Here is a 23,041-nt window from a genome sequence, read left to right as displayed (position 1 = left end):
GCCGCGGCATATTGCCGAGAGGCTTATACCAGGTGCCGCATATGACTCAGCAAGAGAAAAACAAATATATCCCACTCAATGTCGGCGAAACTGCCGTGCTTCATGACGCCAATACCTTGCTACCTCGTGAGGAAATTTACGAGCAATTGGCAGTACTGATCCGGCAAGCGAGGAATCGTGCAATCGAGGCAAAAGACAAATCATTAAACGAGTTGCGAGCACACAATGCTATCTCGATCGATGGAGCACGTGGCACTGGCAAAACAGCCGTGCTGGTAAACCTCAAACGTTATCTTGAACTGGAACATAATGATCTGCTTTCAGATATCCACATTATGGAACCGATCGATCCAACCCTTCTGGAGGACGGCGAATCATTGTTCCTTCATATCATAGTGGCGGCAGTTCTGCACGACGATGGGATAAAACAGGCTCAATGCAACAAACCTGAACAGTCACGTGCGCTCAACCGAGCTTTAGACAAGCTCGCACACACGTTGGAAGCGGTCGATACACAGAAAGAACACTCTGGCATGGACAAAGTACGTGCTATGTATGGTAATAAACACCTAGCCGACAGCGTGCAAGACTTTTTTCGTGAAGCTGTGCATCTTCTAGGTAAAAAGCTGCTGGTTCTACCGATTGACGACGTAGACACTTCTCTTAATCGAGCTTTTGAAAACCTAGAAATAATCCGCCGCTATATGACAACGCCTTATGTACTACCAATCGTCAGTGGTGACCGGGCTCTATATCATGAAGTGACTTGGCGTGATTTTCATGGACGTTTGATAAAAGACTCGGACTACCTAGCGGAGTCAGCGTATGAAAGGTCACTGGAATTAGCTGAAGAATACCAAAGAAAAATTCTACCTTTCCCGCGTAGACTGACTATGCCAGCAGTCAGCAGCTATTGGCAACAGACAGACATCTATTTACGTAGCGAAAAGTTCGGTGACATTATGCCATTGCGTAATTTCATCGCCTGGTTGGAAATTTTTATATCTGGACCTGTAAATGGACAAGAGGATAGCCGTATTATTTTACCAATACCGTCTATTCGCAGCTTAACCCAACTGATTGGCCATTGCAGCAGTTTTATTGCTTTATTACCTGATGCAATTCGTACCGCTAAAAATGAATTGGAAGTTCGCCGAGTTTGGCAGATGCCAACGGTGCCATTAGAAGTAATGGCAGCGTTTCAGGATAAGCATAAAGAGCTAAGCGAAAAATCAAAGCGAGAGTATACCGATGCGTACAAACTATTTACCGAAAAAATGAAAGAACTATCGCCAGTTGATTATTCATTTGACAAGGTAGAGAATGATAATAAAAACAACATAACGAAAAATGATCTGGCCGTAAAAATGGCGGACTATTTCCGTTTTGAATCCAAAGCTGGTGCGGTTTATCTGGTGCTAATCGCCAAACAATACTGGCAAAATTGGACAAATACTGATTCATTAGTACGTCAAGGCAGTATTTTTGATACACCTCTATTCCAACCACTAACACATAATACAGCTAACCTTGCTTTTTTTGACAAAACTTCTGATCTATCAGCATGGGCAAGTGCACTGGAAGAACGCTTACCTGAAGAATGGCTTATTGGTCTAAAATCTCATCAAACCATTTTACCTTATCCTGTGGCAGAAGTCGGCATTAATGCAGCTACAGCATGGGATTATCAAGGTATGATTGAGAGGATTGTTCTAAATGATGAAGGGAAGAAGAAGGCTACATTTTTGATCAACCTGCTTGTTCAGTACAACTTCTATACCAATGCTAAACAAACCATGCTTCTGAATATTGGTCGTATCTTTGAACTAATTATTTCCAGTATTGCAGGCCCTATTTCTCGTGAAGACTTGCAGACTATATTGAGTCGTGCACCATTCTTTTCCACCCGAGCATTGGCCCCCACTAAAACACTGTTGATTGATTACTTAAAGACTGAAAATAGAAGCACAACAGGAGTACAAAATATAACTGGTGAAGCGGAAACAGTAGCAGAGCCTAGTGATGAATTTGATCCAATTGTTGTTTTGCAAAATGATATTGATAATTGGCGCAAAGAGCACAATCTTGAGCAAGTCGAACTTTCACCCTGGCTGGTCTATAAAGTGTTTAACAAGGTATATAGCCAACTTGCTAGTAACGAGAAAATCCCTAGTGGCATGAAAAATGTTGGGATTGCAATGAATATGGTGGCTCATACTTTTTACGCAACTTGGTCTGCATTTGGCAGTTTTGAAAAAGGTGAATTATTTGGTTTACCTAATGTGGTTGCAACTACCAATCTAAATGCAGACAAACTAAATAATTTTGAAAAGAATGACCATTTCAACATCAATGTGGGCCCTTTTGCACCTAGTAATTCGCAAATTGAAAATGATAATGAGCCCTACCAAATTCGAAGTACATACGGAAAAAGTACCCGAACTATCAGTTATTGTCTGGCAGAACACCCTCTGAGAAAATGGATTGATGAGTTGATTGAGGTTGAATGGCCCTCTGTACGCACTGCCAAAGAGGTATTGTTAGAAGAACTTAATTTACCTGAAACAGACAGGATCCCTTGGACGAAAATCGAACTTCAACTAAAAGATGATCCTGATTCAGCAAGGGAGCTCTTGGAAAATCTTGAAGCTCAATTTGGGGTAAATGATATTATCGTGAAAAATCTCAAAACACGGTTAACTAAATTGCATCCGGAAAATAATAGCTAATGCTCCAGAGAACCCTAAGCGAACACGCCGCCGAATGCTTTTATGGTGATGAAAGATTGGCTGCATGGTTGTGGCAAAGTTTACAGCCAACATCTGAAGGATTTATAGCTGGTTTTTGGGAAAAACTTCAAGATCGTTTCTACCATTTACTAGTCGAGGGTGTAGAGGCTCGTTATCCGAGAGAGCATCGACTTACCGATGTTCGTCAGCTGATGGGGAAAATGTGTGCTGGTGAGTTGTTGCTGACACCAGAGTTACCTTGGCTGCATGACTTACAACAACGACTATTGCTGCGAAATGGCGATCTGCTCAGTTACCGAGAGCGTGAGGTTAAGGCATATGTGCGTCTTGCGGCAGGGTTGGATCCAACTCTTCTGGTTGGTTGGCACTTGGCTCAGTGGTTGGAAGATATCCCGCAGCCAGCCATCCATGATATTCACCGCGTTCTATCTGCCCAAACAACGTTTTTCGCACCTTCGAGCAATCCCTCCCAGCCTTTTGCTGAAGGGCATGTACATTGGGGAGGGATCACTACTGATTGCATTATCCTTGATGGTCATTTATTGAGCAAAAATGAGAAGACACTTAGTCAAAGAGATGGATTTTGGCAAGAAGAACAACACGAGATTTTGCAGCCTCTACAAAGAAGGGCGCGGCAGTTATTGATTTTGCTCCTTGATAAGGAGCAAGGATGGCCAAGTATTCTTAATACCCTATCCACTCGAATGGATGAACCAAAAGAATTACCCAACTGGGAAGTGCTCGCCAATCGATTCGTTGCGGCTAAAATTGGTTCGTCCGAATGGCTGTTGGGTGAATTCGCTCGTACTATGCAATATGGTCGAGCCAACCGTTGGTTATGGCTATATTTGTATCTGTGCAGCCTCTACCGTTCACCTAATACCCACCCACTCCAACGTGCCGCCACTTTGTGCTTTTGGCAGACCGTTAACCTTCTACGCCGTACTCTGATTATGGATGGTCAAGGGCTAACACGTTTTGTTGAACGTTACTTCAAACCAGCACTTGGACGTGGAGGTGATATTGCAAGCAGAGTCCAGCGTGTATGGATGGGGCAGGGAGACGTGGCAGAGATAAAAAGCACACCTTCAGTCTTTGCTCCAAAATTCGCTAAGAGAATCGCCAAAGAATTAATAGCGAGAGAAGGACTGCAATTACCCAAGCCACCATATATTTTTGGCGAACATGAGATACCACTGGATACAAAGGCGTTAGCGAGCATGCACGCGCTGGAAAAGTGGCAGTTTTGCGGCCATTTCTTGCGTTCTGCCACACATCAAAAAAACCAGCATGCGAGACCGGATATTAAGGGGTTATGGAAACAAGCTGAAGACCTCGTATGTAATCTGCAAAGCGGGTCTGGCTGGGTTGCATCCGAATTCATGGGAGGAAATCTAAACTCTAATTTCCGCTTTCAGCCAGCGCGATGGTTTCGCGGGTTGGACGTGGCTGGTGATGAAAATGCGTTGAAGATCGAATGGTTTGCACCGGTACTACGCTGGCTGCGCAGTGGCTTCAAATCGAAACAGGCTGGTGAGTTGGCTTGCTCTGGTTTTCATCTGAGCATCCATGCCGGAGAAGATTACGCCCATCCCGCCTCAGGAATGCGACATGTAGACGAAACAGTGCAGTTTTGTCAAATGCGCGAGGGAGATCGACTAGGACATGCCTTAGCGCTAGGCATTGACCCCAAACGTTGGGCAAAACGGCAAGGTGAGATGATCCTGACGCTTGATGAGCATCTGGATAATCTTGTATGGCTATGGCACCACGCTAGCCTACTGAGTGCATGTTTGCCCTTGGCTCAGCAGGTATTACCGCTGCTTACTAGGCGTATTGCCCGTTTTTGGCGCGAGTCCTGCTGGTGGCAGGTACCGGATCCAATGAGTCTACATAGTTTGGGTTCTAGCCCTGCTGATTTTGATAGTTCACCTTTAAGATCCGCGACAGCAGATGATTTATTTGCATCATGGTTATTGCGACGAAACTGCCATTACAGCTGGCAAGGACTACGTAATGATTGGCCATTGCAATCAAAGGAAAGTATTGCCCTACCGGACCATAAACAATTAGTCAATGGTACGAGTATGGCAAGTAAACTGTATTTTGCACGTCATGAATGGTTGAGTAGTGGGAAGGAAAAACAGTTAGTGGTTATTCGAGTGGGTGATGAAAGCCTAGTGCAAGCCCATTTTGGTAGTAAGCACAACAACGATCTTCTCGAGGATGTGGAAACCACAGCCGAACTAGATTTTATGCATGCATTGCAGGACTGGTTGCTGAACGAATACGATCAGTTGGGACTAATCATAGAGGCTAATCCAACATCCAATGTTTATATTGCGCGGTTAAAGTCGCATGCTGAGCACCCAATCTTCCGGTGGCATCCACCTGATGAATCTGTACTTGATAACGGTGCGGAAGCCAATCTTTATGGCTTGCGGCGTGGGCCGGTACGAGTGCTTGTGAATACCGACGATCCCGGTATTATGCCGACTACACTACGCACAGAATTCCTATTGTTACGTGAAGCTGCACTGGAGTTGAAGGTTGGCCGCACTGTAGCCGAACGCTGGCTGGAAACACTGCGACAGTACAGTCTTGAGCAATTTCATCGCAACCACCGGCAAGTATTTGAGCCAATTTAATTAGTGAGAGCATGTTGCCAAAAAAATTTTTAAATTGACTATGTCTAGTGACTCTAAGTCTTCGCGAAAATATGCAATTTATATTATTCGGCGCACTCCTCTATCAAAGCAAATACTAAACTTTTAAAAATATTCAAATATATATTATTTCTCTGAACATAACGGCAGAACTTCACTGTTCTGCCGTTTTTTTATTCTATATTTTAAAGGAGTTGCGATGAAAAATTCTGACGGCCTGCTGCCCATGCAGAACTCGCTTTCTGGTCTGCCCCAGTGGGTATCTGAACGCATTCTGCAGCAGATAAATCAGTTAACCCACTACGAGCCTGTAATAGGCATTATGGGGAAAACCGGCGCGGGTAAGAGCAGCTTGTGCAATGCCCTGTTTGCCGGGGAGGTGTCGCCAGTCAATGATATTACAGCCTGCACACGCGAGCCCTTGTGCTTTCGCCTGCAGCTGGGAAAGCGCTATATGACCATCGTGGACCTGCCCGGAGTGGGCGAAAGTGGCGTTCGCGATAGCGAGTATGCCACGCTGTACCGTGAACAACTTCCCCGGCTCGACTTGATACTGTGGCTGATTAAGGCCGATGACCGGGCACTGGCGGTGGATGAATATTTTTACCGACAGGTGATAGGTGAGGCATACCGGCATAAGATGCTATTTGTTATCAGTCAGGCAGATAAAGCTGAACCCACCAGCGGTGGTGATAAATTATCCACTGAACAGAAACAAAACATCAGCCGCAAAATCGGCCTGTTACATGAGCTATTCCAACCTGTAAACCCTGTCTGTGCGGTGTCGGTACGTTTGCAGTGGGGGCTGCGGGTGATGTCTGAACGGATGATCCGTTGCTTACCACGTGAGGCCAGCAGTCCGGTGGCAGTACAGCTTAGTGCTCCGCTTCGTACCAATGCCGTTAATAAAAAAGCGCGTGACGATTTTGGTGAAACGGTCGGCTCGGTACTGGACACAATAAGTTCCATGCCACTGATACCACCCCCAATACGGGCAATCATTCAGGCTGCACGCGACACCGTGGTATCGGTCGCTCGTGCCGTCTGGAATTTCTTCTTCTGAACACTTACCCCCTCTAACCCGTAGTTTCCTGAGCCCTGCCGCGATTGAGCGGCAGGGCTTTTCTGTCTTTATTTTCCCATCATGAGGAGTCTGCTTATGACACGTCTGGCTTCGCGCTTTGGCGCATCAAATCTTATCCGTCGTGACCGTCCGTTAACCCGCGAAGAGCTATTTCGTGTAGTGCCCAGTGTTTTCAGCGAGGACAAACACGAATCCCGCAGTGAACGATACACATATATACCCACCATATCCCTGCTGGATAGTCTGCAGTGCGAAGGCTTTCAGCCCTTCTTTGCCTGTCAGACCAGAGTGCGTGACCCAGGTCGCCGCGAGCACACAAAGCACATGCTGCGCCTGCGTCGGGAGGGGCAGATTACCGGTAAGCAGGTGCCGGAAATTATTCTGCTCAATTCTCACGATGGCTCCAGTTCGTATCAGATGCTACCGGGACTATTCCGTGCGGTATGCCAGAACGGGCTTGTCTGCGGTGAGTCGTTTGGCGAGGTGCGTGTGCCGCACAAAGGAGATGTCGTGAGTCAGGTGATTGAGGGGGCGTATGAAGTGCTGGGTATTTTTGACCGTGTGGAAGAGAAGCGGGATGCCATGCAGTCGCTGATGCTGCCGCCACCTGCACAACAGGCTCTGGCACAGGCTGCACTGACGTACCGTTTCGGTGAGGACCACCAGCCAGTGACAGCACCTCAGATACTCTCCCCACGCCGCTGGCAGGATGAGAGCAATGATCTGTGGACCACATATCAGCGTATTCAAGAGAACCTGATTAAGGGCGGGCTCAGTGGTCGGAGTGCGAAAGGCGGGCGAACGCATACCCGCGCCGTGCGTGGTATCGACGGAGATGTGAAGCTCAACCGGGCTCTCTGGGTGATGGCTGAAGCGATGCTGAGTGGGTTTCAGTCCTGAGCTTGTTATCAGCATGTTAGGAAAGGACACTCCCTGTCCGTTTTACCTCCACTGGATTGAGTGTTTTTTCACCGTATTTCACGATATGCCGCGTCGGGCCTGCTTCCGGTGGCAGATAAAAAATAGTTCATTCCATGTCCATACCCTGTCCGCCCCCCTCTTTAGAATCATTTCATATTCAGTCAGTTAACTATTACGGAGATTTAAGATGACACAGGCAGAGCGCCGTCATGATCGGCTGGCTGTCAGGCTGTCACTGATAATCAGCCGCCTGGTTGCAGGTGAAACGCTGAACATGGCGCGGCTGGCTGCAGAGTTTGGTGTGTCAGTCCGTACCCTGCGACGGGATTTTCGCGAACGGCTGATGTACCTCGACCTTGAGTATCGACGGGGGCAATGCCGCCTGCGCAGCACCGGTGGGGGCGTACAGGGGGAGCTGGATGCGCTGACCTTCGCACACCGGGCCGGACTGGCCGATATTTTTCCGGGGCTGGACCGGCGTCTGGCGGGCATGCTGCTCACTGCAGGAGGGATGCCGTGTCTGGTATGGCAGCCGCCACAGTCTGTGTCACCGGCCATCTCACTGGTGTTCTACCGTCTTGTTAGTGCCATTACCGCCTGCCAGCGGGTACTGCTGCTGGCCGAGGGAGAGCGCTGTGACGGGCTGGCTCCGTACCGCCTGATATCACTCGACGGCTGCTGGTACCTCACCGGTGAACTTAACGGGCATATCACTGTGCACCCTCTGGCGACAATCCATGCGGTGACAGTCCTGAACACCACTTTTACCCCGCGAGAACGTCTCAGCCAGTTAACCACACAGGTGGGCTTTATCCGGGCTCTACCGCACTTCAGCTGTATTCGCGAAATCCTGTCTCCTGGGCCCTCTGAGGAGGAGCAGGGCAACACACTGATTTAATTACCTCTGTTAAGAAGGAAAAACAATGACCTGGCATTACGAGAAAAATGGCATACGTCACGACAATGTGACCGAAGACGACATCACTGGCCTGATTAAGCGCGGTGAACTCACTGCTGCCACGCTGGTGTGGCGACAGGGCATGCCGGACTGGCAACCGGTCTCCGCCACCCCGCTGGCTTCTGCGCTGCTCCACAGCACCACACCACCAGCGCTGCCGGGGAGTCGCATTCCGGGCGGAGTGGTATGGACGCTGGCATTTGCTCCTTTCATTGGTTATGCGCTCGAGCTGTGGACGGCAGGGCTGAACGGAATGTCTTTTGACGAGGCATATGAGGCCGTCTCGGGCGGGCAGTACTGGTTTATCACGCTGCTGCTCAATATCACACTGGGGTATCTCGATGAACGACGCATGCGTAAGGCCGGAGTGGACACCACCACGTTCGGCAAGCTGGCCTGGCTGGTGCCGTTCTATCTGTGGCGGCGGGCGAAAACTCTCGGTCATAAACCGGCTTACTTCTGGGTATGGCTTTTGATGCTGGGCCTGACCGTCTGGGCCTGAATGACTACTACCTGATTCTTTCTCTGTTAAGGACCAACGTAATGAAAACACTGATTAAAATACTGGGTATTACCGGGAGCCTTCTGCTCTGTGCGGGCGCTCAGGCTCAGCCTTATAACCGGACGCTACCTGCAGTCGTCAATGACAACAACGGGAATATTTTCTGGTGTGATGCGCATCGACAGGTTACCGGAAAATGCGAAGCCATGTCTGTTGACCGTCAGGGCGGGATGGTCACGGTGCGTTCAGCACCCTTTAAAGACTGCGAAGGCGGCCTGTGGGGCTGGATAACTATCATGCACAACGATGTGTCGAAGGGATTCACCATTACTCCGGATAAGAAATTCGGTCTCACCGTAAAAGATCTGTGCCGTCCGGGCACGGTAGTGACCTTTAAGCCCAACCAGAAGAAGCCGGAATATGACGACCTGGTGGCGCTGTACCAGGGCAAAGAGCTGTTTCGCTACCGGCGTTTCTGAGAACACCCGATATCAATCTCTCATTTTGCCCGACAGCGGGCTGGATTAATTCAGGAAGAAAACCATGCTGAAAATGATGACCTCTGCTGTACCCGCCCTCATTCTGTCACTTGCTGCCTACAGTGCCGGTGCCGCTCAGCTTCCGGCAAGTCTGATGGATAAAGATAATCCCGGTCAGGAGTACTGGTGCCAGGGAAACGACATCAATACGTCCATGTGCTCACTGACCGGTGTCAGCGACGACCATAAATTTGCCCTGATTCAGGACCTGCCGGGCCCGGCCTGTGAGGACTTAAGCTTCGGGGTTATCGACCTGGTGCGCCAGACCGGTGTCAATATTCCTTACGATGGTGGTGACTGTAAGGGCGATGTGCAGGCCGGGTTTGTGCGTGGCCCGAAAGATAATGCTCTGTATGTGAAGATTGTCCGGGGCAGTAAAACCCTGCGGCTGTATAAGGTACAAACCGGTTACTGATAATCCCCCCACACCTGCATACTCCCACAGCCCCTGACGCGTCTGCGTCAGGGGCTTTTGCTTTTAAGGTACACCGAATGCCTGAATCTCAATTACTGCCGTCGGGTTCATTCACTCGCCAGCAGGCCGAAGCTGTTACCCGCCGCTATCACAACATCGCCATTGAAGACGACCAGGGCAGTCACTTCCGTCTGATAGTTCGCGACCCCGAAGGCCGGATGGTCTGGCGGGCGTGGAACTTTGAACCGGATGCCGGTGAAGGGCTTAACCGTTATATCCGACAGTACGGCATCCTCAGAACATCCTCCTCCTGACCACACCCATTCATCATCCCTGCAAGTCCTTTATTTCCCATACGCCAGCCATCGTCGCTGGCGTTTTTATTGACGGAGAATATCCATGACGACACAAACGCAATGCGAATTGATGTCCGCTAATGAACCTCAATTTGACCTCACTGCAACACCAGTACCTGACGAACAGCGCCTCGATTTCTGGCCGCTTTACTTTGGCGCTATCCCGCAATGGGTAACGCTGGAACCCCGTATTTTCGCCTGGATGGACCGCTTCTGTGATGAGTACAGCGGTGGTATCTGGTCCTTTTATACGCTCAGCAATGGCGGCGCGTTTATGGCCCCTGACGCTGACGATAACTGGCATATGTTCAACAGCATGAACGGCAATGGTACCCAAATGAGTGCAGAAGCCTCAGGTATCGCTGTCTGCCTGATTGAATACAGCCATCACGCCTGTCGCACCGAATGCGATGCCATGACGGAGCACTATTACCGCCTGCGGGATTACGCCCTGCAGCACCCTGAATCCAGCGCCATTCTGCGCATTATTGATTAAGGATACTTATGATGGAACAGTCAATTATCCCACTAACTCCGGCACTACCACTAACCGCACAACGCACGGTAAAACGCGCCTTGACGCTACTTGACCGACACCTACGCGAAACAGGCGTGGCATTCACTTCCACTCAGGCTGCCCGTGACTGGCTGAAACTGAAAATGGCGGGACTGGAGCGCGAAGAGTTTATGGTGCTGTATCTGAATCAGCAGAACCAATTGATTGCCCATGAAACCCTGTTTGCCGGTTCCATCAGCAGCACCGAGGTACATCCCCGTGAGGTGGTCAAACGCGCCCTGTATTTCAATGCAGCAGCAGTGATACTGGCGCATAACCACCCCTCCGGCGATACCACGCCCAGCCAGGCAGATAAGACCATAACGCAGCGTCTGGTGCAGGCGCTTCAGCTCGTTGATATCCGTGTGCCTGACCACCTTATCGTCGGTGGTACGCAGATATTGTCGTTCGCTGAGCATGGTCTGCTTTGAGGTATTACATGAAAATTATCAGTAAACTCCGGGCGATGACAATTTACCGTCAGCATCCGGCCTCACGCATTTTTCGATACTGCACCGGCAGATACCAGTGGCACGGCAGTGTCTGTCATTACACCGGTAAGGTAGTTCCTGACATTCCCGGCGTGCTGGCGGTATACGCCGAACGCCGCCAGGACTGCAACGGGCCCTATGCCTGTCTGATGAGTATCACTCTGAACTGACAATAAAGGTGGTTATAAATGAGCAACATTACATGGGGCCTGCAGCGGGATACCACGCCGCGTCTGGGAGCCCGTCTGGTACAGGAGGGGAACCAACTGCATTATCTGGCTGACCGGGCCAGTATCACCGGTAAGTTTAGTGATGCCGAATGTTTTAAGCTGGATGTGGCATTTCCGCATTTTATCAGTCAGATGGAATCGATGCTGACCACTGGTGAAATGAATCCCCGCCATGCCCGCTGTGTCACCCTGTACCACAACGGTTTCACCTGCGAAGCCGATACCCTTGGTAGTTGCGGCTACGTATACATCGCCATTTATCCCACTCAACGCTAACAAATTTCACGAGAGCAAGCATGAAAACTCTACCTGCTACAATTTCGCGGGCGGCGAAGCCCTGTCTGTCGCCCGTTGCAGTCTGGCAAATGTTACTTACTCGTCTGCTTGAGCAGCACTATGGCCTAATGCTAAGCGACACACCTTTTAGCGATGAAACCGTTATAAAGGAGCATATCGATGCCGGTATCACTCTGGCTAATGCTGTTAATTTTCTGGTGGAAAAATACGAACTGGTTCGTATCGACCGAAAGGGATTTTCGTGGCAAGAACAAACCCCGTATCTTTCCGTAGTGGATATTCTGCGAGCAAGGCGCTCTAGCGGCTTGCTAAAAACTAACGTGAAATAAACGCTTAAATACAGAGCAGACTAAAGGAAAGCAAAATGCTAATCTCACAGACGAAGAAACTTCTGCTGTACCCTCCCCTCCCCCGAAAAAAACCTGACATTTTCTTTTAGGACCAACAATGGGACCAAAGTGAAAATTGAACTGAACATTACCAGCCATTAAACAATAAGTTATAGCACCAATTCAGACTCCGCCAGCTGGACAGTGCTAGGACAGCACTAACAAAAACAGGATGTTAGCAGTCTCAGCAGGACATCGACCAGACGGTAACGGGACAAAAAAGGATACGTAAAGGAGCCGCGGCTCCTAAGCGATGAAGAAGCCCGCTTTGCGGGCTTTTTTGTATCTTTGATATGAAGAATTGACTACTAGCACCAAAGGGGCTATTATTCTTTGCATGAGGTAGAGGAAAGGCCGCAGCCCGGACCCGAAAGGATGAACAATGAGCACTAACGATATAACAACCGCCGAACTTGAAAAAATCCATGCGGAAATCGCCAAGCTGATGGCAGAAACTTCAAAGCTTAACCGCGAATCAGCCTAGTATCCGATTGTTGTTGCTTCAGGGCTTATCGGGGCGGTAGCAACAATTACCACTGTACTGCTCAAATTATTCTAATATAAAGCCCCGAAAGGGGCTTTTATACAGGTGATATATGCGACTGATTAATGACTACGCCCCCCCTACTCCAGAAGACCTTAACCAGCTCAAAGAACAGCTTGGTTATACCGGCACACAAATGGCAGATCTGGCTGGTGTAGCAAGCAACAGCCAATGGAGAAAATATACAGGCGGTGAGTCGCCGCGCGCGATATCACCGCACATACTTTTTTTTATTGCAGCTCAATTAACACTAGATAAAAATGAATTAAATGAAGTGTTAAATAAAATGCGTGAAATCGGTGCTAAGTTATAAATGTGCTGTTTAATTTAATTACTTTCCTATGGTAACCAAATGAAAATCACACACAGAGAATTACAAACAATAAGGAAAACCATTTCTGATGACTGTATTATTTATTTATCTGGTCCATCATCACTTTGCACACCTTTGGAACTATTGCGTTCAAAAAGCGTCATTAGTGTCAATGGTAGCACAGGTTACTTACTAGACCACAATATTCCAGTGTTGGCATATATTGTTTGTGATGGTTCATATTATGAAAATAACAAGAATCTTTTTCTTAAATATTCATCTTATGCCAAGTATACTTTCATTAGCCATGATGTTATTAAACGGGCAACACCTACAGAAAGAGAAAACTTACTTAATACATGTTTTATCCTAAATGAATTTTGTGGATCAAGGGGTGGTCCTGGAAGGAAAATAAGATACACAATAAAATCGGCAATCAATAAAAACATTTTTATAAAATGTTCTGCATCACGTAAAGAAAAAGTAATTGCTTTCTCAACCGATGTATATCATGGTCATTTCGGTAGTGCGACGGTTGCATTTAGTGCATTACAACTAAATAGCTGCGCCTAATACCGCTACACTTTTGCCTGACCATGTTTTCCTCCGGGGAATGGGCTGGCGGTTTCCATAAAATGGCGGACCTTTTTCAGTAACTGCCACATTGAGCGGCACTGATGATTACGGGTTATCGTGTCATGAAGTGCCTGCCATAGCCGTTCCACATGATTCACCCACGGCGAGTAAACCGGCTGGTAAATTACCCTGAACTTGGGATTTGCTTTCAACCAGCGCTGTGTTTCGCGGCTTTTATGGATAATGTAGTTATCAACGATCAGCGTGATTGTTTTCGCCCGCCGGTAAGTGGCTTTCAGGTGCTTCAGCAGAGCGATAAACAGCGCTGAACTTTTGCTGTTGCCGCCCACGTAGCTGACTTTACCCGTGCCACTGTGCAGTGCGCCGGCCAGATAGTATTTTTCGTTCTGCCCCGGCGTCACTACCCGTTTCTGCTGTCCGCGCAACTGCCAGTCCGCACCGATTTTAGGATTAAGGTGGATATCCACTTCATCTTCATAAAATACCGGATGCTCTGCGCTGCATTCATCCAGCGCTTTGTGGATTACCGCCATCTTTTCATCTTTATGTGGGTCACGGATACGCAGAGTTGGCGCGGCCCTGCGCCATACAAGCCCCGCAGATGGCAACCAGCGGCGAACGGTTCCTGCATGTAACTGGCAACCGGTTATCTCATTGATTTTTATTGCCAGTAATTCGGTGCTCCAGCGTGAACGTTGATAACCAAAATCGCCGGGAGAATGCTTTATCAGCTCACGTAACAGGGTGCAGATATGTTCAAAAGGCCAGCGTCGGGAGCGCCCTGCGGGTAAGGATTTCAGGCCTTCAATACCTGAGTGCGTAAACCAGTTAATCCAGCGACCAACGGATGAACGAGCACAACAGAGAGTTCTGGCAACATCGCTGACCCGTTCACCCCGATGAAGCATCAGCATGGCCGTGAGTCTGCGGGCATGATTTTTATCGCGCGTTTTATGAATAGCTTTCTGCATCAGGCGTCGTTCGCCACGGGGTATTGGTGCTATGATCGGCATCGCTCAGTCCGGTTGGTGGTTTTGGTTGGTTTGGCGATTGATCAGATCGCACAATCCGGGCTGAGTTCCCTTTCAGTGATCTACTATTCCGCGCATCTATTTAGCAATAACACTTAAATTCCAAAAAATTTACTTCTCAGGTTTGGACATGAAAGGAAAATGTGAGAGGTTTTATAGCGAAGGTAAACCACAACCTACAACATTACCCACGGATTTTGATTTTATATTGAAATCCTTTACTTTTCTAATGAAAAAGCATCGTGGGAATATTTTCAACCTCTCAGATAAAACAGCTATCCCATATGAAGTAATACCATTCATGAGCACCGATAACATTTTAAATTAAATGTATTTAGGTCGTATTAACTCATATTAAATTCTGTGGTTGAATGCGATAGACGTGTTTATCATATCTATCGCAACAAGTGTTAATCACATGTCGAAACAGACCAGTCAATATCTGGCGCATCGGCTGGCGTAATGCGATTAAGCAGAACGCGGTATTTTCTCCATTCTGACAACGCGGCGGTTTTCTCTTCCGTTTCCATTCCTTCACCAACAGCATCCAGACGCCAGTCAATCTCTGATTTTGCCAGCATCAGCAGACTTTCTTTTTGTTGCGTCGCCTGAGTAACCTGCGCCACTTTTTCTGCCTCCGTGTCGTGTATCCATTATTTTCCGTCCCATTTCACAAAATGGCCTTCTGGTGCGATGGAAACAACATCATCAGATAGTGCGCCTAACTGGTTAATTGTGGTTGCTTCCCCCGTTTGGATGCTGTAAACAATTTTCCCGCGATGGTCTTCGACAAGCGCCCATTTACCTGTTTGATCGTCGAACACGGCAACAAAGCCATCCGGCGAATCAGGCGGGGCAATATCAGTGCAATAGGCATGTAAACCCGTATACGCCGGAATAAAGCCATCACCTTTACCGATAAATTCGTTTGTATCTGCGGAAAGGTTATAGATGGTAATAATAAGATCCAAATCAGTCATTTTAAAAGTCATTATGCAAGCCTCACTAAATAATTAAATGCGGTATTTTTTACGGTATTTTCTGCATTGCCCGCAGCGTTGACCGTAATTGCGTGATTGTGTGCGCCCAAAGTAACGTTATGGCTGTGTGCACCAATTGCTGTTGTATAGGAGTGGGCACCACCTGACGTCGTTTGCTGAGTTCCAGCACCCCCTGCACCGACTAATCCCGTTTGCACCGATGTATTAAGGAAATAAACAGATACTCCATGGGTGTGAGCGCCTGTGCTATTACTTGTTTTTGTCCCGTAATCAAATGGCGTTGTCGCTTTTGTTCCCAGATCCGTATTTGCAGCCGTAGCGCTATGGTTATGTGATTTAATGCCGTCCCGTTCCTGCGGCAGAACAGCCCGACCGCTGGTTGGCTTGCCCTTTATCGTCTGGCCGCGCATATCAGGAATAATCCCCGAGGGATAGGCCAGCGCTAATTTTGGATACTTCGTTTTATCAAACGCCTGCCCCTGCATAAGAGCATATAATCAGGATGGATTTGAGTCAGACGGCCACGGAATTGGCGCGCCAACAGGGTAAACATCATTTAACCCAAGCGTCGCCAGTTCCCCTAATGCCAGATTACTTCTTGCCTTTGCTTTATCCTGGAGATCTGCAAGGTTTTGCGCTTTTAACAAGGCATTACCCACACCACTCCCTACCAGCAACTGTATCGCCTCAAATAACTGGGTATGTTTCCCTTTTTCAAGGGTCTCACCAGCACCTTCCACGACACTGCAAATCTCTTCCTGTACGGCATCCCACATATCACTGTTAAGATCCGGCGGCCGGTTGCCTGGTCTCCGTTCGTAAAGCCATTTTTCCCCGGCCCAAATTTATCAACCTGAGCCGTAGCTGTATCAATTCGATGCATCTTCTGTTCCTTCCGGATAGGCAAAAACAACAACGGTGTGCGACGGAGCAAGTTTGTCGATCACACATTCCGCAACGGTATGAACAAAAAGACACCCGCGGTCGCTGGCGCATTATCGCAACTCTATACCACTGGCCGGATCGTTAAAACGGGTGTGCTTACATATACTTAATATATCCATGCTTAATAACGATAATTAATTATTATTTAACCTAACACTGAATGCGGCTTTTTGACCCACCACAAAATTACCGTATTGATCGCTCACAGCTGCACAAAATGGATAAATACCGTCATCAGCACTTACAGTTTTTTCCTAAAGCCAGCGCTTCGTTCGTGTGCCATGCTTAATCACGCTAATAACTTATAACGCTAAGCGAGGATATTATGAAAAAGACAATTATCGCATTATCTGCAATTCTGCTGGCTTCTCCCGTTATTGCCGCGACGACACACGCAACTGATAATGATGTAGCCGCCGCACACGAAAATGCTAATACCGCAAAAGAAAAACTGCATCAGGCGCAGAATCAGGGCGAAGAGCAAAAGTTAAAAGCAAAACATGCTGCTGCAGGTAAACAAGATGACCTGAGCAGTAAAGTGAGTGAAAGCTCACAAAAAGCCTGGAATACAACCAAAGAAAGTACTGAAAAAGGTTGGAATGCAACAAAAGAAGGTACCGAGAAAGGCTGGAATAAGACCAAAGAAGGTGCTGCCTCCGTTGAGAAAAAAGTCAGCGAGTAATCTTCCAGCCATTCAATAAAAAAAAGCCGCTTTCGCGGTTTTTTTTATAAGTAATGAGCCGTAATCCAGGATTGCCTACCCGCCTGGCTAAACCAGAGCAGGGCCACGGTAACGCATTGGACCTGACTCCACGTGTGGCGACAGTAAATCGCTTTCCCTGTCGCCAAACACTTTCGCCCTTATCCAGCGACCAGATAAAATACAGTCCGCTATTACCATAAGCTACAATAATATTAATTTTAGATAATCAACGGCACGTTTGCTGACAATAATGAGCAAAGGGTTATTATTGGCCTGTCTTTTTTTTAGCAGGAAAGTAAAATGAAAAAAACAAAAGGGTTGATAATTGTTGCCCTTGCTTTCACCCTGGCGTCATGTGCTTCAATTCCTGAGAATATCAAAGGTAATAATCAACCAGATATACAAAAAAACTTTATCTCCGTGCATAACCAACCGGGATTATATACCGGTCAGCAGGCCCGCTTTGGGGGTAAAGTCATCAATGTGATTAACACCAAAACGGATACATTACTGGAAATCGCCGTTCTGCCACTGAACAACTATGCTAAACCGCAAATAGACGCGAGCTATCAGGGGCGTATTCTTGCCCAGCAGAAAGGTTTTCTCGATCCGGTAAACTACAGAAACCATTTCGTTACTATTTTGGGGACAATTCAAGGAGATGAACCAGGATTCATCAACAAAGTCCCGTACAACTTTGTTAAAGTTGATTTACAAGGTATTCAGGTTTGGCATTTAACGGAGTCAGTCAACACCACCTATAATATGTGGGATTACGGCTATGGCGCGTTCTGGCCTGAACCCATGTGGGGCGCCCCCTATTACGCTAATACAGTAACTCAGGTAACTCCGGAGCTAGTGAAATAATCTCTGTAGTAAGATGGCGCGAATATATACCGGAGTCGGGTACTGACAAACGCCCACCACATCACCCCGCGTTAACCTTATTGCGCCATCCTGCTTTATGAGATCCTTCGCTTAGCACGCATTCTTCCTGTTACATATAATTTTACCCGCTAACACTTGAGCGAAAAAATGGGCTTTAGCCATCTCATGCCTGAGCATCTTTTGTTATTTACCGATAACTCTTCCACCCTGCCTGTAATAAAAGAACATTGGTGTTTACGATTTATTCAGGGATTACTATGAACAGAAAATGCTTACTGTTGATACCATTATTTTTTAGTAGCGTCATCATCACCGCCTGCGATAATAAACCTGCAGTAAAAACCACCGCGATGGAGCCCGAGGTCGGCGTTGTTACCTTAGCGCCCTCTTCCGTGAATATTAAAAGTGAACTTCCAGGTCGCGCGGTTTCATTCGAGATCGCCGAAATCCGCCCTCAGGTTGGTGGGATCATCATAAAACGCAACTTTATTGAAGGTGATAAAGTCAGCAAAGGAGAGTCACTGTATCAAATAGATCCTGCCCCGCTGCAGGCACGACTGGATTCAGCCAAAGGCGCGCTGGCAAAGGCACTGGCGACGGCCAATAATGTGCGTCTGACATTAAATAGGCAGTCAGCGTTAATAAAATCCAATTACGTCAGCCGCCAGGACTACGACACGACACGCTCACAGCTTAATGAAGCAGAAGCCAATGTCGCCGTCGCCAAAGCGGATCTTGAGCAGGCCACCATCAACCTTCGTTACGCTAATGTCACCTCACCGATTGATGGCATCAGCGGTAAATCCTCCGTAACCGTGGGTGCCCTGGTCACCGCAAATCAGGAAAACGCGCTGGTCACCGTTCAGCGGCTGGATCCGATTTATGTTGATTTAACACAGTCAGTACAAGATTTCTTACGCCTGAAAGAAGAGAAAGCCAACGGCAAAATTGCCCAGCAACAAGGCAAAATTCCTGTTGAGCTGATGCTGGAAAACGGCAAACCCTATCGCCATACCGGTACGCTTGAGTTTTCCGATCCCGCCGTCGATGAGACCACCGGATCGGTGACTTTGCGCGCCGTGTTCCCCAATCCTGAAGGTGAAATTTTACCCGGCATGTATGTCACGGCGTTGCTGGACGAAGGCAGCCAGCAGAACGTTTTGATGGTCCCCCAACAAGGGATTACGCATAACGAACAAGGAAAAGCCACCGCGCTGATCCTTGACCAGCAAAACGTGGTGCAACTGCGCGAAATAAACGCCGTGAAGGCCGTTGGCAATCAATGGCTGGTGACCGCAGGATTACGCCCCGGCGATCGGGTCATTGTGTCCGGATTACAAAGAATTCGTCCGGGAATCAAAGCCCGGGTCCTCCCTTCAAAACTGACCACTCCTGCCGCGGGAACTGAACAGTAATATTTCAGGTATTAAGGACACTTTCTTCATGGCCAACTTTTTTATTGAGCGCCCGGTTTTCGCCTGGGTGCTCGCCATTATCATGATGTTTACGGGCGGTATCGCGATAATGAACCTGCCGATCGCCCAGTATCCACAAATTGCTCCCCCAACCATTACCATCAGCGCTGCCTACCCAGGGGCAGACGCAAAGACCGTTGAAGACTCCGTAACTCAGGTGATTGAACAGAATATGAATGGTCTTGATGGCCTGATGTATATGTCATCCACCAGCGATGCGGCAGGTAATGCGTCGATTATCCTGACTTTCAAAACGGGCACGTCACCCGATATTGCGCAGGTTCAGGTACAGAATAAACTGCAGCTGGCGATGCCTTCTTTACCGCAGGAAGTACAGCAGCAAGGGATCAGTGTTGATAAATCCAGCAGCAATATTTTGATGGTCGCCGGCTTTATCTCTGATAATAACAGCCTGAGCCAATATGATATTGCCGACTATGTGGCCTCGAACATCAAAGACCCAATAAGCCGCACTGCCGGGGTGGGGAGCGTACAGTTATTCGGTTCGCAATACGCCATGCGTATCTGGCTGGATCCGCAAAAGCTCGACAAGTATAACCTCACACCTCAGGACGTCATTACCCAGCTCAAAGTTCAGAACAACCAGATATCGGGCGGGCAGTTGGGAGGCATGCCTCAGTCAGCCGATCAGCAGCTAAATGCGTCGATAATCGTCCAGACGCGCCTGCAAACTACCGATGAATTTGGCAAGATCTTCCTTAAAGTTCAGCAAGATGGTTCCCAGGTTCTGCTGCGCGATGTCGCGCGAATTGAGCTGGGTGCGGAAAATTATGCAACGGTTGCACGCTACAACGGAAAACCCGCCGCCGGGATTGCAATTAAACTTGCCGCTGGCGCGAATGCCCTGGAAACATCCCAGGCAGTCAAACAGGAGCTGAACAGATTATCGGCCTGGTTTCCGGCCAGCATGAAAACCGTTTATCCCTATGACACCACTCCGTTTATCGAAATTTCGATTCAGGGGGTTTTTCATACTTTGATCGAGGCAATCATTCTGGTATTCCTCGTCATGTATCTGTTTTTGCAAAGTTTCCGCGCAACGCTTATTCCCACAATCGCCGTTCCGGTAGTGATCCTTGGCACCTTTGCGATACTCGACGTCGCGGGTTTTTCGATTAATACGCTCACGATGTTTGGCATGGTGCTGGCGATAGGGTTGCTAGTCGATGATGCCATTGTGGTGGTTGAGAACGTAGAACGCATTATTGCCGAAGAACACTTGTCACCAAAAGCGGCGACCCACAAAGCGATGGGCCAGTTGCAGAGAGCGCTGGTCGGTATTGCCGTTGTGTTATCCGCCGTATTTATGCCGATGGCATTTATGAGCGGAGCAACCGGTGAAATTTTCCGTCAGTTTTCTATCACCTTAATCTCCTCCATGCTGCTGTCGGTGTTTGTGGCGATGAGCCTGACGCCAGCACTCTGCGCCATGCTGTTGAAATCCCACGAGGGAGAAAAAGCAAACACACATTTTCTGTTTACCCGTTTCAATCATTTTATGGAGAAATGTACTCAGCACTACACGGATAGCACCCGTAAACTGCTACGTTGCACAGGCCGTTATATGGTCGTGTACTTAGTGATTGGCGCGGGCATGATTGTGCTGTTTCTACGTACCCCGACCTCCTTTTTGCCTGAAGAAGACCAGGGGGTATTCATGACCACCGCGCAATTGCCTTCGGGCTCAACGATGGTGAACACCAGCAAAGTGCTCGGGGAAATAACGGATTACTACCTGACGAAAGAACAGAAAAATGTCGCTTCGGTTTTCACCGTAGGCGGATTTGGTTTCAGCGGCCAGGGGCAAAACAACGGTCTGGCGTTTATCAGCCTGAAACCGTGGTCAGAACGCGTTGGTGAAGAAAACTCAGTTACCGCCATTATTCGACGGGCGATGATGGCCTTAAGCACCATCAATAATGCCGTCGTTTATCCGTTTAATTTACCCGCTGTTGCAGAACTGGGAACGGCTTCAGGTTTTGACATGGAGCTGCTGGATAACGGTAACCTTGGGCATGAAAAAATGATGCAGGCCCGAAACGAGCTTCTGGCGCTGGCCAACCAGTCGTCCGGTGAGGTCGACGGGGTGCGCCCGAATGGTCTGGAAGATACACCGATGTTCCGCATTCATGTTAACGCCACGAAGGCAGAAGCCATGGGCGTTGCATTATCGGATATCAATCAGACCATCTCTACGGCGTTCGGTAGTCGCTATGTCAATGATTTCCTGAATCAGGGACGCGTTAAAAAAGTGTATGTCCAGGCCGATACGCCGTTCCGTATGTTGCCGGATAATATCAATCACTGGTACGTACGTAATGCCTCCGGCGCTATGACGCCGCTTTCGGCCTACTCATCCACCGAGTGGACCTACGGTTCTCCCCGCCTTGAACGCTACAACGGTCAGCCTGCAATGGAAATTCTGGGCCAGCCGGTCGAAGGGAAAAGCAGCGGCGATGCGATGAAATTTATGGCATCGCTGATAAATAAGCTGCCCGCAGGCGTCGGCTATGCCTGGACCGGTCTGTCTTATCAGGAGGCGCTGTCCACAAACCAGGCACCAATGCTGTACGGCATTTCGCTGATCGTCGTGTTTCTGGCACTGGCGGCACTGTATGAAAGCTGGTCGATACCGTTCTCGGTAATGCTGGTTGTGCCAATCGGGGTGGTCGGCGCTTTGCTGGCGACCGACTTGCGCGGCCTGAGCAATGATGTTTACTTCCAGGTAGGCCTGCTCACCACCATGGGGCTCTCGGCTAAAAACGCCATTCTGATCGTCGAGTTCGCCGTCGAGATCATGCAAAAGGAAGGAAAAACGCCGCTTGAAGCCGCAGTAGAGGCCGCGCAAATGCGCTTACGCCCTATTTTGATGACGTCACTGGCCTTTATCTTAGGGGTTATCCCTCTGGCAATAAGCAACGGCGCGGGCTCTGGTGCGCAAAATGCCGTCGGTACGGGTGTTATTGGTGGGATGCTGGCCGCGACAGTGCTGGCGATCTACTTTGTTCCGCTGTTCTTTGTTCTCGTAGAAAACATGCTGGCGCGATTCAAAACACGGCGCTGATTCCCTGCCCTCGTACGTGATTATCCCTGGGATAAGTTTATTAACTCCCAGGGATTCTCAATGCTCTCTCAGAGAAAGGGTTCCGTTCACCTTAAGTTCTTCATTTCATTACAGCGACGATACTGTGACTACGTTAAGAGTGGCATTCTCCATCACACTTGAGTCCCTCTGCTCTGCGGGTAATCAATGCCCGATGGCGCTTCGCTTATCAGGTCTACGGTTGTTAGCGGGCCCTGCTATCCAGCGAATTTCTCGTGGATAGCAGGGTAAACATTACGGGGATTTTTTCTTGTAGGGTAACAACT

The 23,041-nt window shown here is 48.5% G+C and carries 23 protein-coding genes and 3 pseudogenes; 20 read left to right on the top strand and 6 right to left on the bottom strand.

The genetic code is table 11. The features are described 5' to 3' along the window. Positions 1 to 41: 41 nt before the first annotated feature. From rdrA to waaZ, 16 genes are all read left to right on the top strand, one after another. The gene (gene rdrA / locus HV237_RS06335; protein WP_047358925.1) at positions 42 to 2,729 is read left to right on the top strand and encodes an antiviral RADAR system adenosine triphosphatase RdrA; all 2,688 of its coding nucleotides are present in this window, start codon (positions 42 to 44) and stop codon (positions 2,727 to 2,729) included. Continuing rightward, positions 2,729 to 5,398 carry an antiviral RADAR system adenosine deaminase RdrB gene (rdrB, locus tag HV237_RS06330; protein WP_047358926.1) on the top strand — a complete coding sequence of 890 codons (2,670 nt, stop codon included), beginning with the start codon at positions 2,729 to 2,731 and terminating at the stop codon, positions 5,396 to 5,398. The genes rdrA and rdrB overlap by 1 nt, the downstream gene beginning before the upstream one ends. A 217-nt stretch (positions 5,399 to 5,615) precedes the next feature. Next, positions 5,616 to 6,479 (top strand): GTPase family protein, encoded by an 864-nt coding sequence (locus HV237_RS06325; RefSeq protein WP_047358927.1) that lies wholly within the window; start codon positions 5,616 to 5,618, stop codon positions 6,477 to 6,479. Between the two features lie 96 nt (positions 6,480 to 6,575). After that, on the top strand, positions 6,576 to 7,400 hold the full coding sequence (locus HV237_RS06320) for a DUF932 domain-containing protein (RefSeq protein WP_047358928.1): 825 nt from the start codon (positions 6,576 to 6,578) through the stop codon (positions 7,398 to 7,400). A gap of 208 nt (positions 7,401 to 7,608) precedes the next feature. Beyond that, positions 7,609 to 8,319, top strand: coding sequence for a DeoR family transcriptional regulator (locus HV237_RS06315; protein ID WP_047358929.1), 711 nt, complete (start codon positions 7,609 to 7,611; stop codon positions 8,317 to 8,319). Positions 8,320 to 8,344: 25 nt separating this feature from the next. After that, positions 8,345 to 8,881 (top strand): DUF4339 domain-containing protein, encoded by a 537-nt coding sequence (locus HV237_RS06310; RefSeq protein ID WP_047358930.1) that lies wholly within the window; start codon positions 8,345 to 8,347, stop codon positions 8,879 to 8,881. A 41-nt stretch (positions 8,882 to 8,922) separates the two neighbouring features. Further along, positions 8,923 to 9,360, top strand: coding sequence for a hypothetical protein (locus tag HV237_RS06305; protein ID WP_038434461.1), 438 nt, complete (start codon positions 8,923 to 8,925; stop codon positions 9,358 to 9,360). Positions 9,361 to 9,424: 64 nt separating this feature from the next. Further along, a complete protein-coding gene (locus HV237_RS06300; RefSeq protein ID WP_047358931.1) occupies positions 9,425 to 9,835 on the top strand; it encodes a hypothetical protein in 411 nt (136 codons plus the stop codon). Positions 9,836 to 9,912: 77 nt separating this feature from the next. Next, entirely contained in the window at positions 9,913 to 10,149 is a 237-nt protein-coding gene (locus HV237_RS06295; RefSeq protein WP_047358932.1) for a DUF905 domain-containing protein, read from the top strand. A gap of 85 nt (positions 10,150 to 10,234) precedes the next feature. Beyond that, positions 10,235 to 10,687: an antirestriction protein gene (locus tag HV237_RS06290; RefSeq protein WP_047358933.1), complete on the top strand. Its 453-nt coding sequence runs from the start codon at positions 10,235 to 10,237 to the stop codon at positions 10,685 to 10,687. Between the two features lie 8 nt (positions 10,688 to 10,695). After that, complete coding sequence (radC, locus tag HV237_RS06285) at positions 10,696 to 11,178, top strand: DNA repair protein RadC (protein ID WP_032238502.1); 483 nt, start codon at positions 10,696 to 10,698, stop codon at positions 11,176 to 11,178. An 8-nt stretch (positions 11,179 to 11,186) separates the two neighbouring features. After that, the gene (locus HV237_RS06280) at positions 11,187 to 11,408 is read left to right on the top strand and encodes a DUF987 domain-containing protein (protein ID WP_047358934.1); all 222 of its coding nucleotides are present in this window, start codon (positions 11,187 to 11,189) and stop codon (positions 11,406 to 11,408) included. Between the two features lie 18 nt (positions 11,409 to 11,426). After that, positions 11,427 to 11,744, top strand: coding sequence for a type IV toxin-antitoxin system YeeU family antitoxin (locus tag HV237_RS06275; protein WP_047358935.1), 318 nt, complete (start codon positions 11,427 to 11,429; stop codon positions 11,742 to 11,744). Positions 11,745 to 11,764: 20 nt separating this feature from the next. After that, the gene (locus tag HV237_RS06270) at positions 11,765 to 12,094 is read left to right on the top strand and encodes a TA system toxin CbtA family protein (RefSeq protein WP_047358936.1); all 330 of its coding nucleotides are present in this window, start codon (positions 11,765 to 11,767) and stop codon (positions 12,092 to 12,094) included. A 656-nt stretch (positions 12,095 to 12,750) separates the two neighbouring features. Further along, positions 12,751 to 13,011 (top strand): helix-turn-helix transcriptional regulator, encoded by a 261-nt coding sequence (locus tag HV237_RS06265; RefSeq protein WP_047358937.1) that lies wholly within the window; start codon positions 12,751 to 12,753, stop codon positions 13,009 to 13,011. Between the two features lie 39 nt (positions 13,012 to 13,050). Beyond that, positions 13,051 to 13,584, top strand: coding sequence for a 3-deoxy-D-manno-oct-2-ulosonate III transferase WaaZ (gene waaZ / locus HV237_RS06260; RefSeq protein ID WP_181541751.1), 534 nt, complete (start codon positions 13,051 to 13,053; stop codon positions 13,582 to 13,584). 5 nt (positions 13,585 to 13,589) lie between these two features. Here the strand turns inward: waaZ and HV237_RS06255 are convergent, their stop codons facing one another. The 6 genes and pseudogenes from HV237_RS06255 to HV237_RS26350 all read right to left on the bottom strand — a co-directional run. Next, positions 13,590 to 14,621, bottom strand: a complete 1,032-nt coding sequence (locus HV237_RS06255) for an IS630-like element ISEc33 family transposase (RefSeq protein WP_046092923.1) — start codon at positions 14,619 to 14,621, stop codon at positions 13,590 to 13,592. Between the two features lie 428 nt (positions 14,622 to 15,049). Next, positions 15,050 to 15,265, bottom strand: a complete 216-nt coding sequence (locus HV237_RS26360) for a tail fiber assembly protein (RefSeq protein ID WP_346728853.1) — start codon at positions 15,263 to 15,265, stop codon at positions 15,050 to 15,052. A 27-nt stretch (positions 15,266 to 15,292) separates the two neighbouring features. Then, positions 15,293 to 15,631: a hypothetical protein gene (locus HV237_RS26355; protein WP_338417192.1), complete on the bottom strand. Its 339-nt coding sequence runs from the start codon at positions 15,629 to 15,631 to the stop codon at positions 15,293 to 15,295. Next, positions 15,631 to 16,194: pseudogene (locus tag HV237_RS06245) on the bottom strand (phage tail protein); the annotation flags it as partial. The gene HV237_RS26355 and the pseudogene HV237_RS06245, both read right to left, overlap by 1 nt. Before the next feature lie 54 nt (positions 16,195 to 16,248). Then, a pseudogene (locus HV237_RS26140) lies at positions 16,249 to 16,523 on the bottom strand (tail fiber protein); the annotation flags it as partial. Continuing rightward, positions 16,510 to 16,602, bottom strand: a pseudogene (locus tag HV237_RS26350) (phage tail protein); the annotation flags it as partial. The pseudogenes HV237_RS26350 and HV237_RS26140, both read right to left, overlap by 14 nt. Before the next feature lie 308 nt (positions 16,603 to 16,910). On the opposite strand from HV237_RS26350, the gene HV237_RS06240 reads away from it, so the two are divergent. From HV237_RS06240 to HV237_RS06225, 4 genes are all read left to right on the top strand, one after another. Beyond that, on the top strand, positions 16,911 to 17,267 hold the full coding sequence (locus HV237_RS06240) for a hypothetical protein (RefSeq protein WP_047358939.1): 357 nt from the start codon (positions 16,911 to 16,913) through the stop codon (positions 17,265 to 17,267). Between the two features lie 321 nt (positions 17,268 to 17,588). Then, positions 17,589 to 18,155, top strand: coding sequence for a Slp family lipoprotein (locus HV237_RS06235; RefSeq protein WP_016154094.1), 567 nt, complete (start codon positions 17,589 to 17,591; stop codon positions 18,153 to 18,155). 278 nt (positions 18,156 to 18,433) lie between these two features. Further along, positions 18,434 to 19,591 carry an efflux RND transporter periplasmic adaptor subunit gene (locus HV237_RS06230; RefSeq protein WP_047358940.1) on the top strand — a complete coding sequence of 386 codons (1,158 nt, stop codon included), beginning with the start codon at positions 18,434 to 18,436 and terminating at the stop codon, positions 19,589 to 19,591. Positions 19,592 to 19,619: 28 nt separating this feature from the next. After that, the gene (locus tag HV237_RS06225; RefSeq protein ID WP_016154096.1) at positions 19,620 to 22,736 is read left to right on the top strand and encodes an efflux RND transporter permease subunit; all 3,117 of its coding nucleotides are present in this window, start codon (positions 19,620 to 19,622) and stop codon (positions 22,734 to 22,736) included. Positions 22,737 to 23,041: the final 305 nt, after the last annotated feature.

It is taken from the genome of Citrobacter sp. RHBSTW-00570 (genome assembly GCF_013739755.1).
GTDB lineage: Bacteria > Pseudomonadota > Gammaproteobacteria > Enterobacterales > Enterobacteriaceae > Citrobacter > Citrobacter braakii.
The sequence above is the reverse complement of the archived record's forward strand: the minus strand, read 5'-3'. Positions and strand labels throughout refer to the sequence as shown.

Bases quoted from the DNA above. Each gene is read 5' to 3' on its own strand.
- HV237_RS06275 (WP_047358935.1), top strand. From the start codon at position 11,427: ATGAGCAACATTACATGGGGCCTGCAGCGGGATACCACGCCGCGTCTG.
- HV237_RS06270 (WP_047358936.1), top strand. From the start codon at position 11,765: ATGAAAACTCTACCTGCTACAATTTCGCGGGCGGCGAAGCCCTGTCTG.
- HV237_RS06240 (WP_047358939.1), top strand. From the start codon at position 16,911: ATGAAAAAGACAATTATCGCATTATCTGCAATTCTGCTGGCTTCTCCC.
- HV237_RS06320 (WP_047358928.1), top strand. From the start codon at position 6,576: ATGACACGTCTGGCTTCGCGCTTTGGCGCATCAAATCTTATCCGTCGT.
- HV237_RS06225 (WP_016154096.1), top strand. From the start codon at position 19,620: ATGGCCAACTTTTTTATTGAGCGCCCGGTTTTCGCCTGGGTGCTCGCC.
- HV237_RS06235 (WP_016154094.1), top strand. From the start codon at position 17,589: ATGAAAAAAACAAAAGGGTTGATAATTGTTGCCCTTGCTTTCACCCTG.
- HV237_RS06325 (WP_047358927.1), top strand. From the start codon at position 5,616: ATGAAAAATTCTGACGGCCTGCTGCCCATGCAGAACTCGCTTTCTGGT.
- HV237_RS06280 (WP_047358934.1), top strand. From the start codon at position 11,187: ATGAAAATTATCAGTAAACTCCGGGCGATGACAATTTACCGTCAGCAT.
- HV237_RS06300 (WP_047358931.1), top strand. From the start codon at position 9,425: ATGCTGAAAATGATGACCTCTGCTGTACCCGCCCTCATTCTGTCACTT.
- HV237_RS06290 (WP_047358933.1), top strand. From the start codon at position 10,235: ATGACGACACAAACGCAATGCGAATTGATGTCCGCTAATGAACCTCAA.
- HV237_RS06305 (WP_038434461.1), top strand. From the start codon at position 8,923: ATGAAAACACTGATTAAAATACTGGGTATTACCGGGAGCCTTCTGCTC.
- rdrA (WP_047358925.1), top strand. From the start codon at position 42: ATGACTCAGCAAGAGAAAAACAAATATATCCCACTCAATGTCGGCGAA.
- HV237_RS06255 (WP_046092923.1), bottom strand. From the start codon at position 14,621: ATGCCGATCATAGCACCAATACCCCGTGGCGAACGACGCCTGATGCAG.
- rdrB (WP_047358926.1), top strand. From the start codon at position 2,729: ATGCTCCAGAGAACCCTAAGCGAACACGCCGCCGAATGCTTTTATGGT.
- HV237_RS06265 (WP_047358937.1), top strand. From the start codon at position 12,751: ATGCGACTGATTAATGACTACGCCCCCCCTACTCCAGAAGACCTTAAC.
- HV237_RS06230 (WP_047358940.1), top strand. From the start codon at position 18,434: ATGAACAGAAAATGCTTACTGTTGATACCATTATTTTTTAGTAGCGTC.
- HV237_RS06315 (WP_047358929.1), top strand. From the start codon at position 7,609: ATGACACAGGCAGAGCGCCGTCATGATCGGCTGGCTGTCAGGCTGTCA.
- radC (WP_032238502.1), top strand. From the start codon at position 10,696: ATGATGGAACAGTCAATTATCCCACTAACTCCGGCACTACCACTAACC.
- HV237_RS06295 (WP_047358932.1), top strand. From the start codon at position 9,913: ATGCCTGAATCTCAATTACTGCCGTCGGGTTCATTCACTCGCCAGCAG.
- HV237_RS26355 (WP_338417192.1), bottom strand. From the start codon at position 15,631: ATGACTTTTAAAATGACTGATTTGGATCTTATTATTACCATCTATAAC.
- HV237_RS06310 (WP_047358930.1), top strand. From the start codon at position 8,345: ATGACCTGGCATTACGAGAAAAATGGCATACGTCACGACAATGTGACC.
- waaZ (WP_181541751.1), top strand. From the start codon at position 13,051: ATGAAAATCACACACAGAGAATTACAAACAATAAGGAAAACCATTTCT.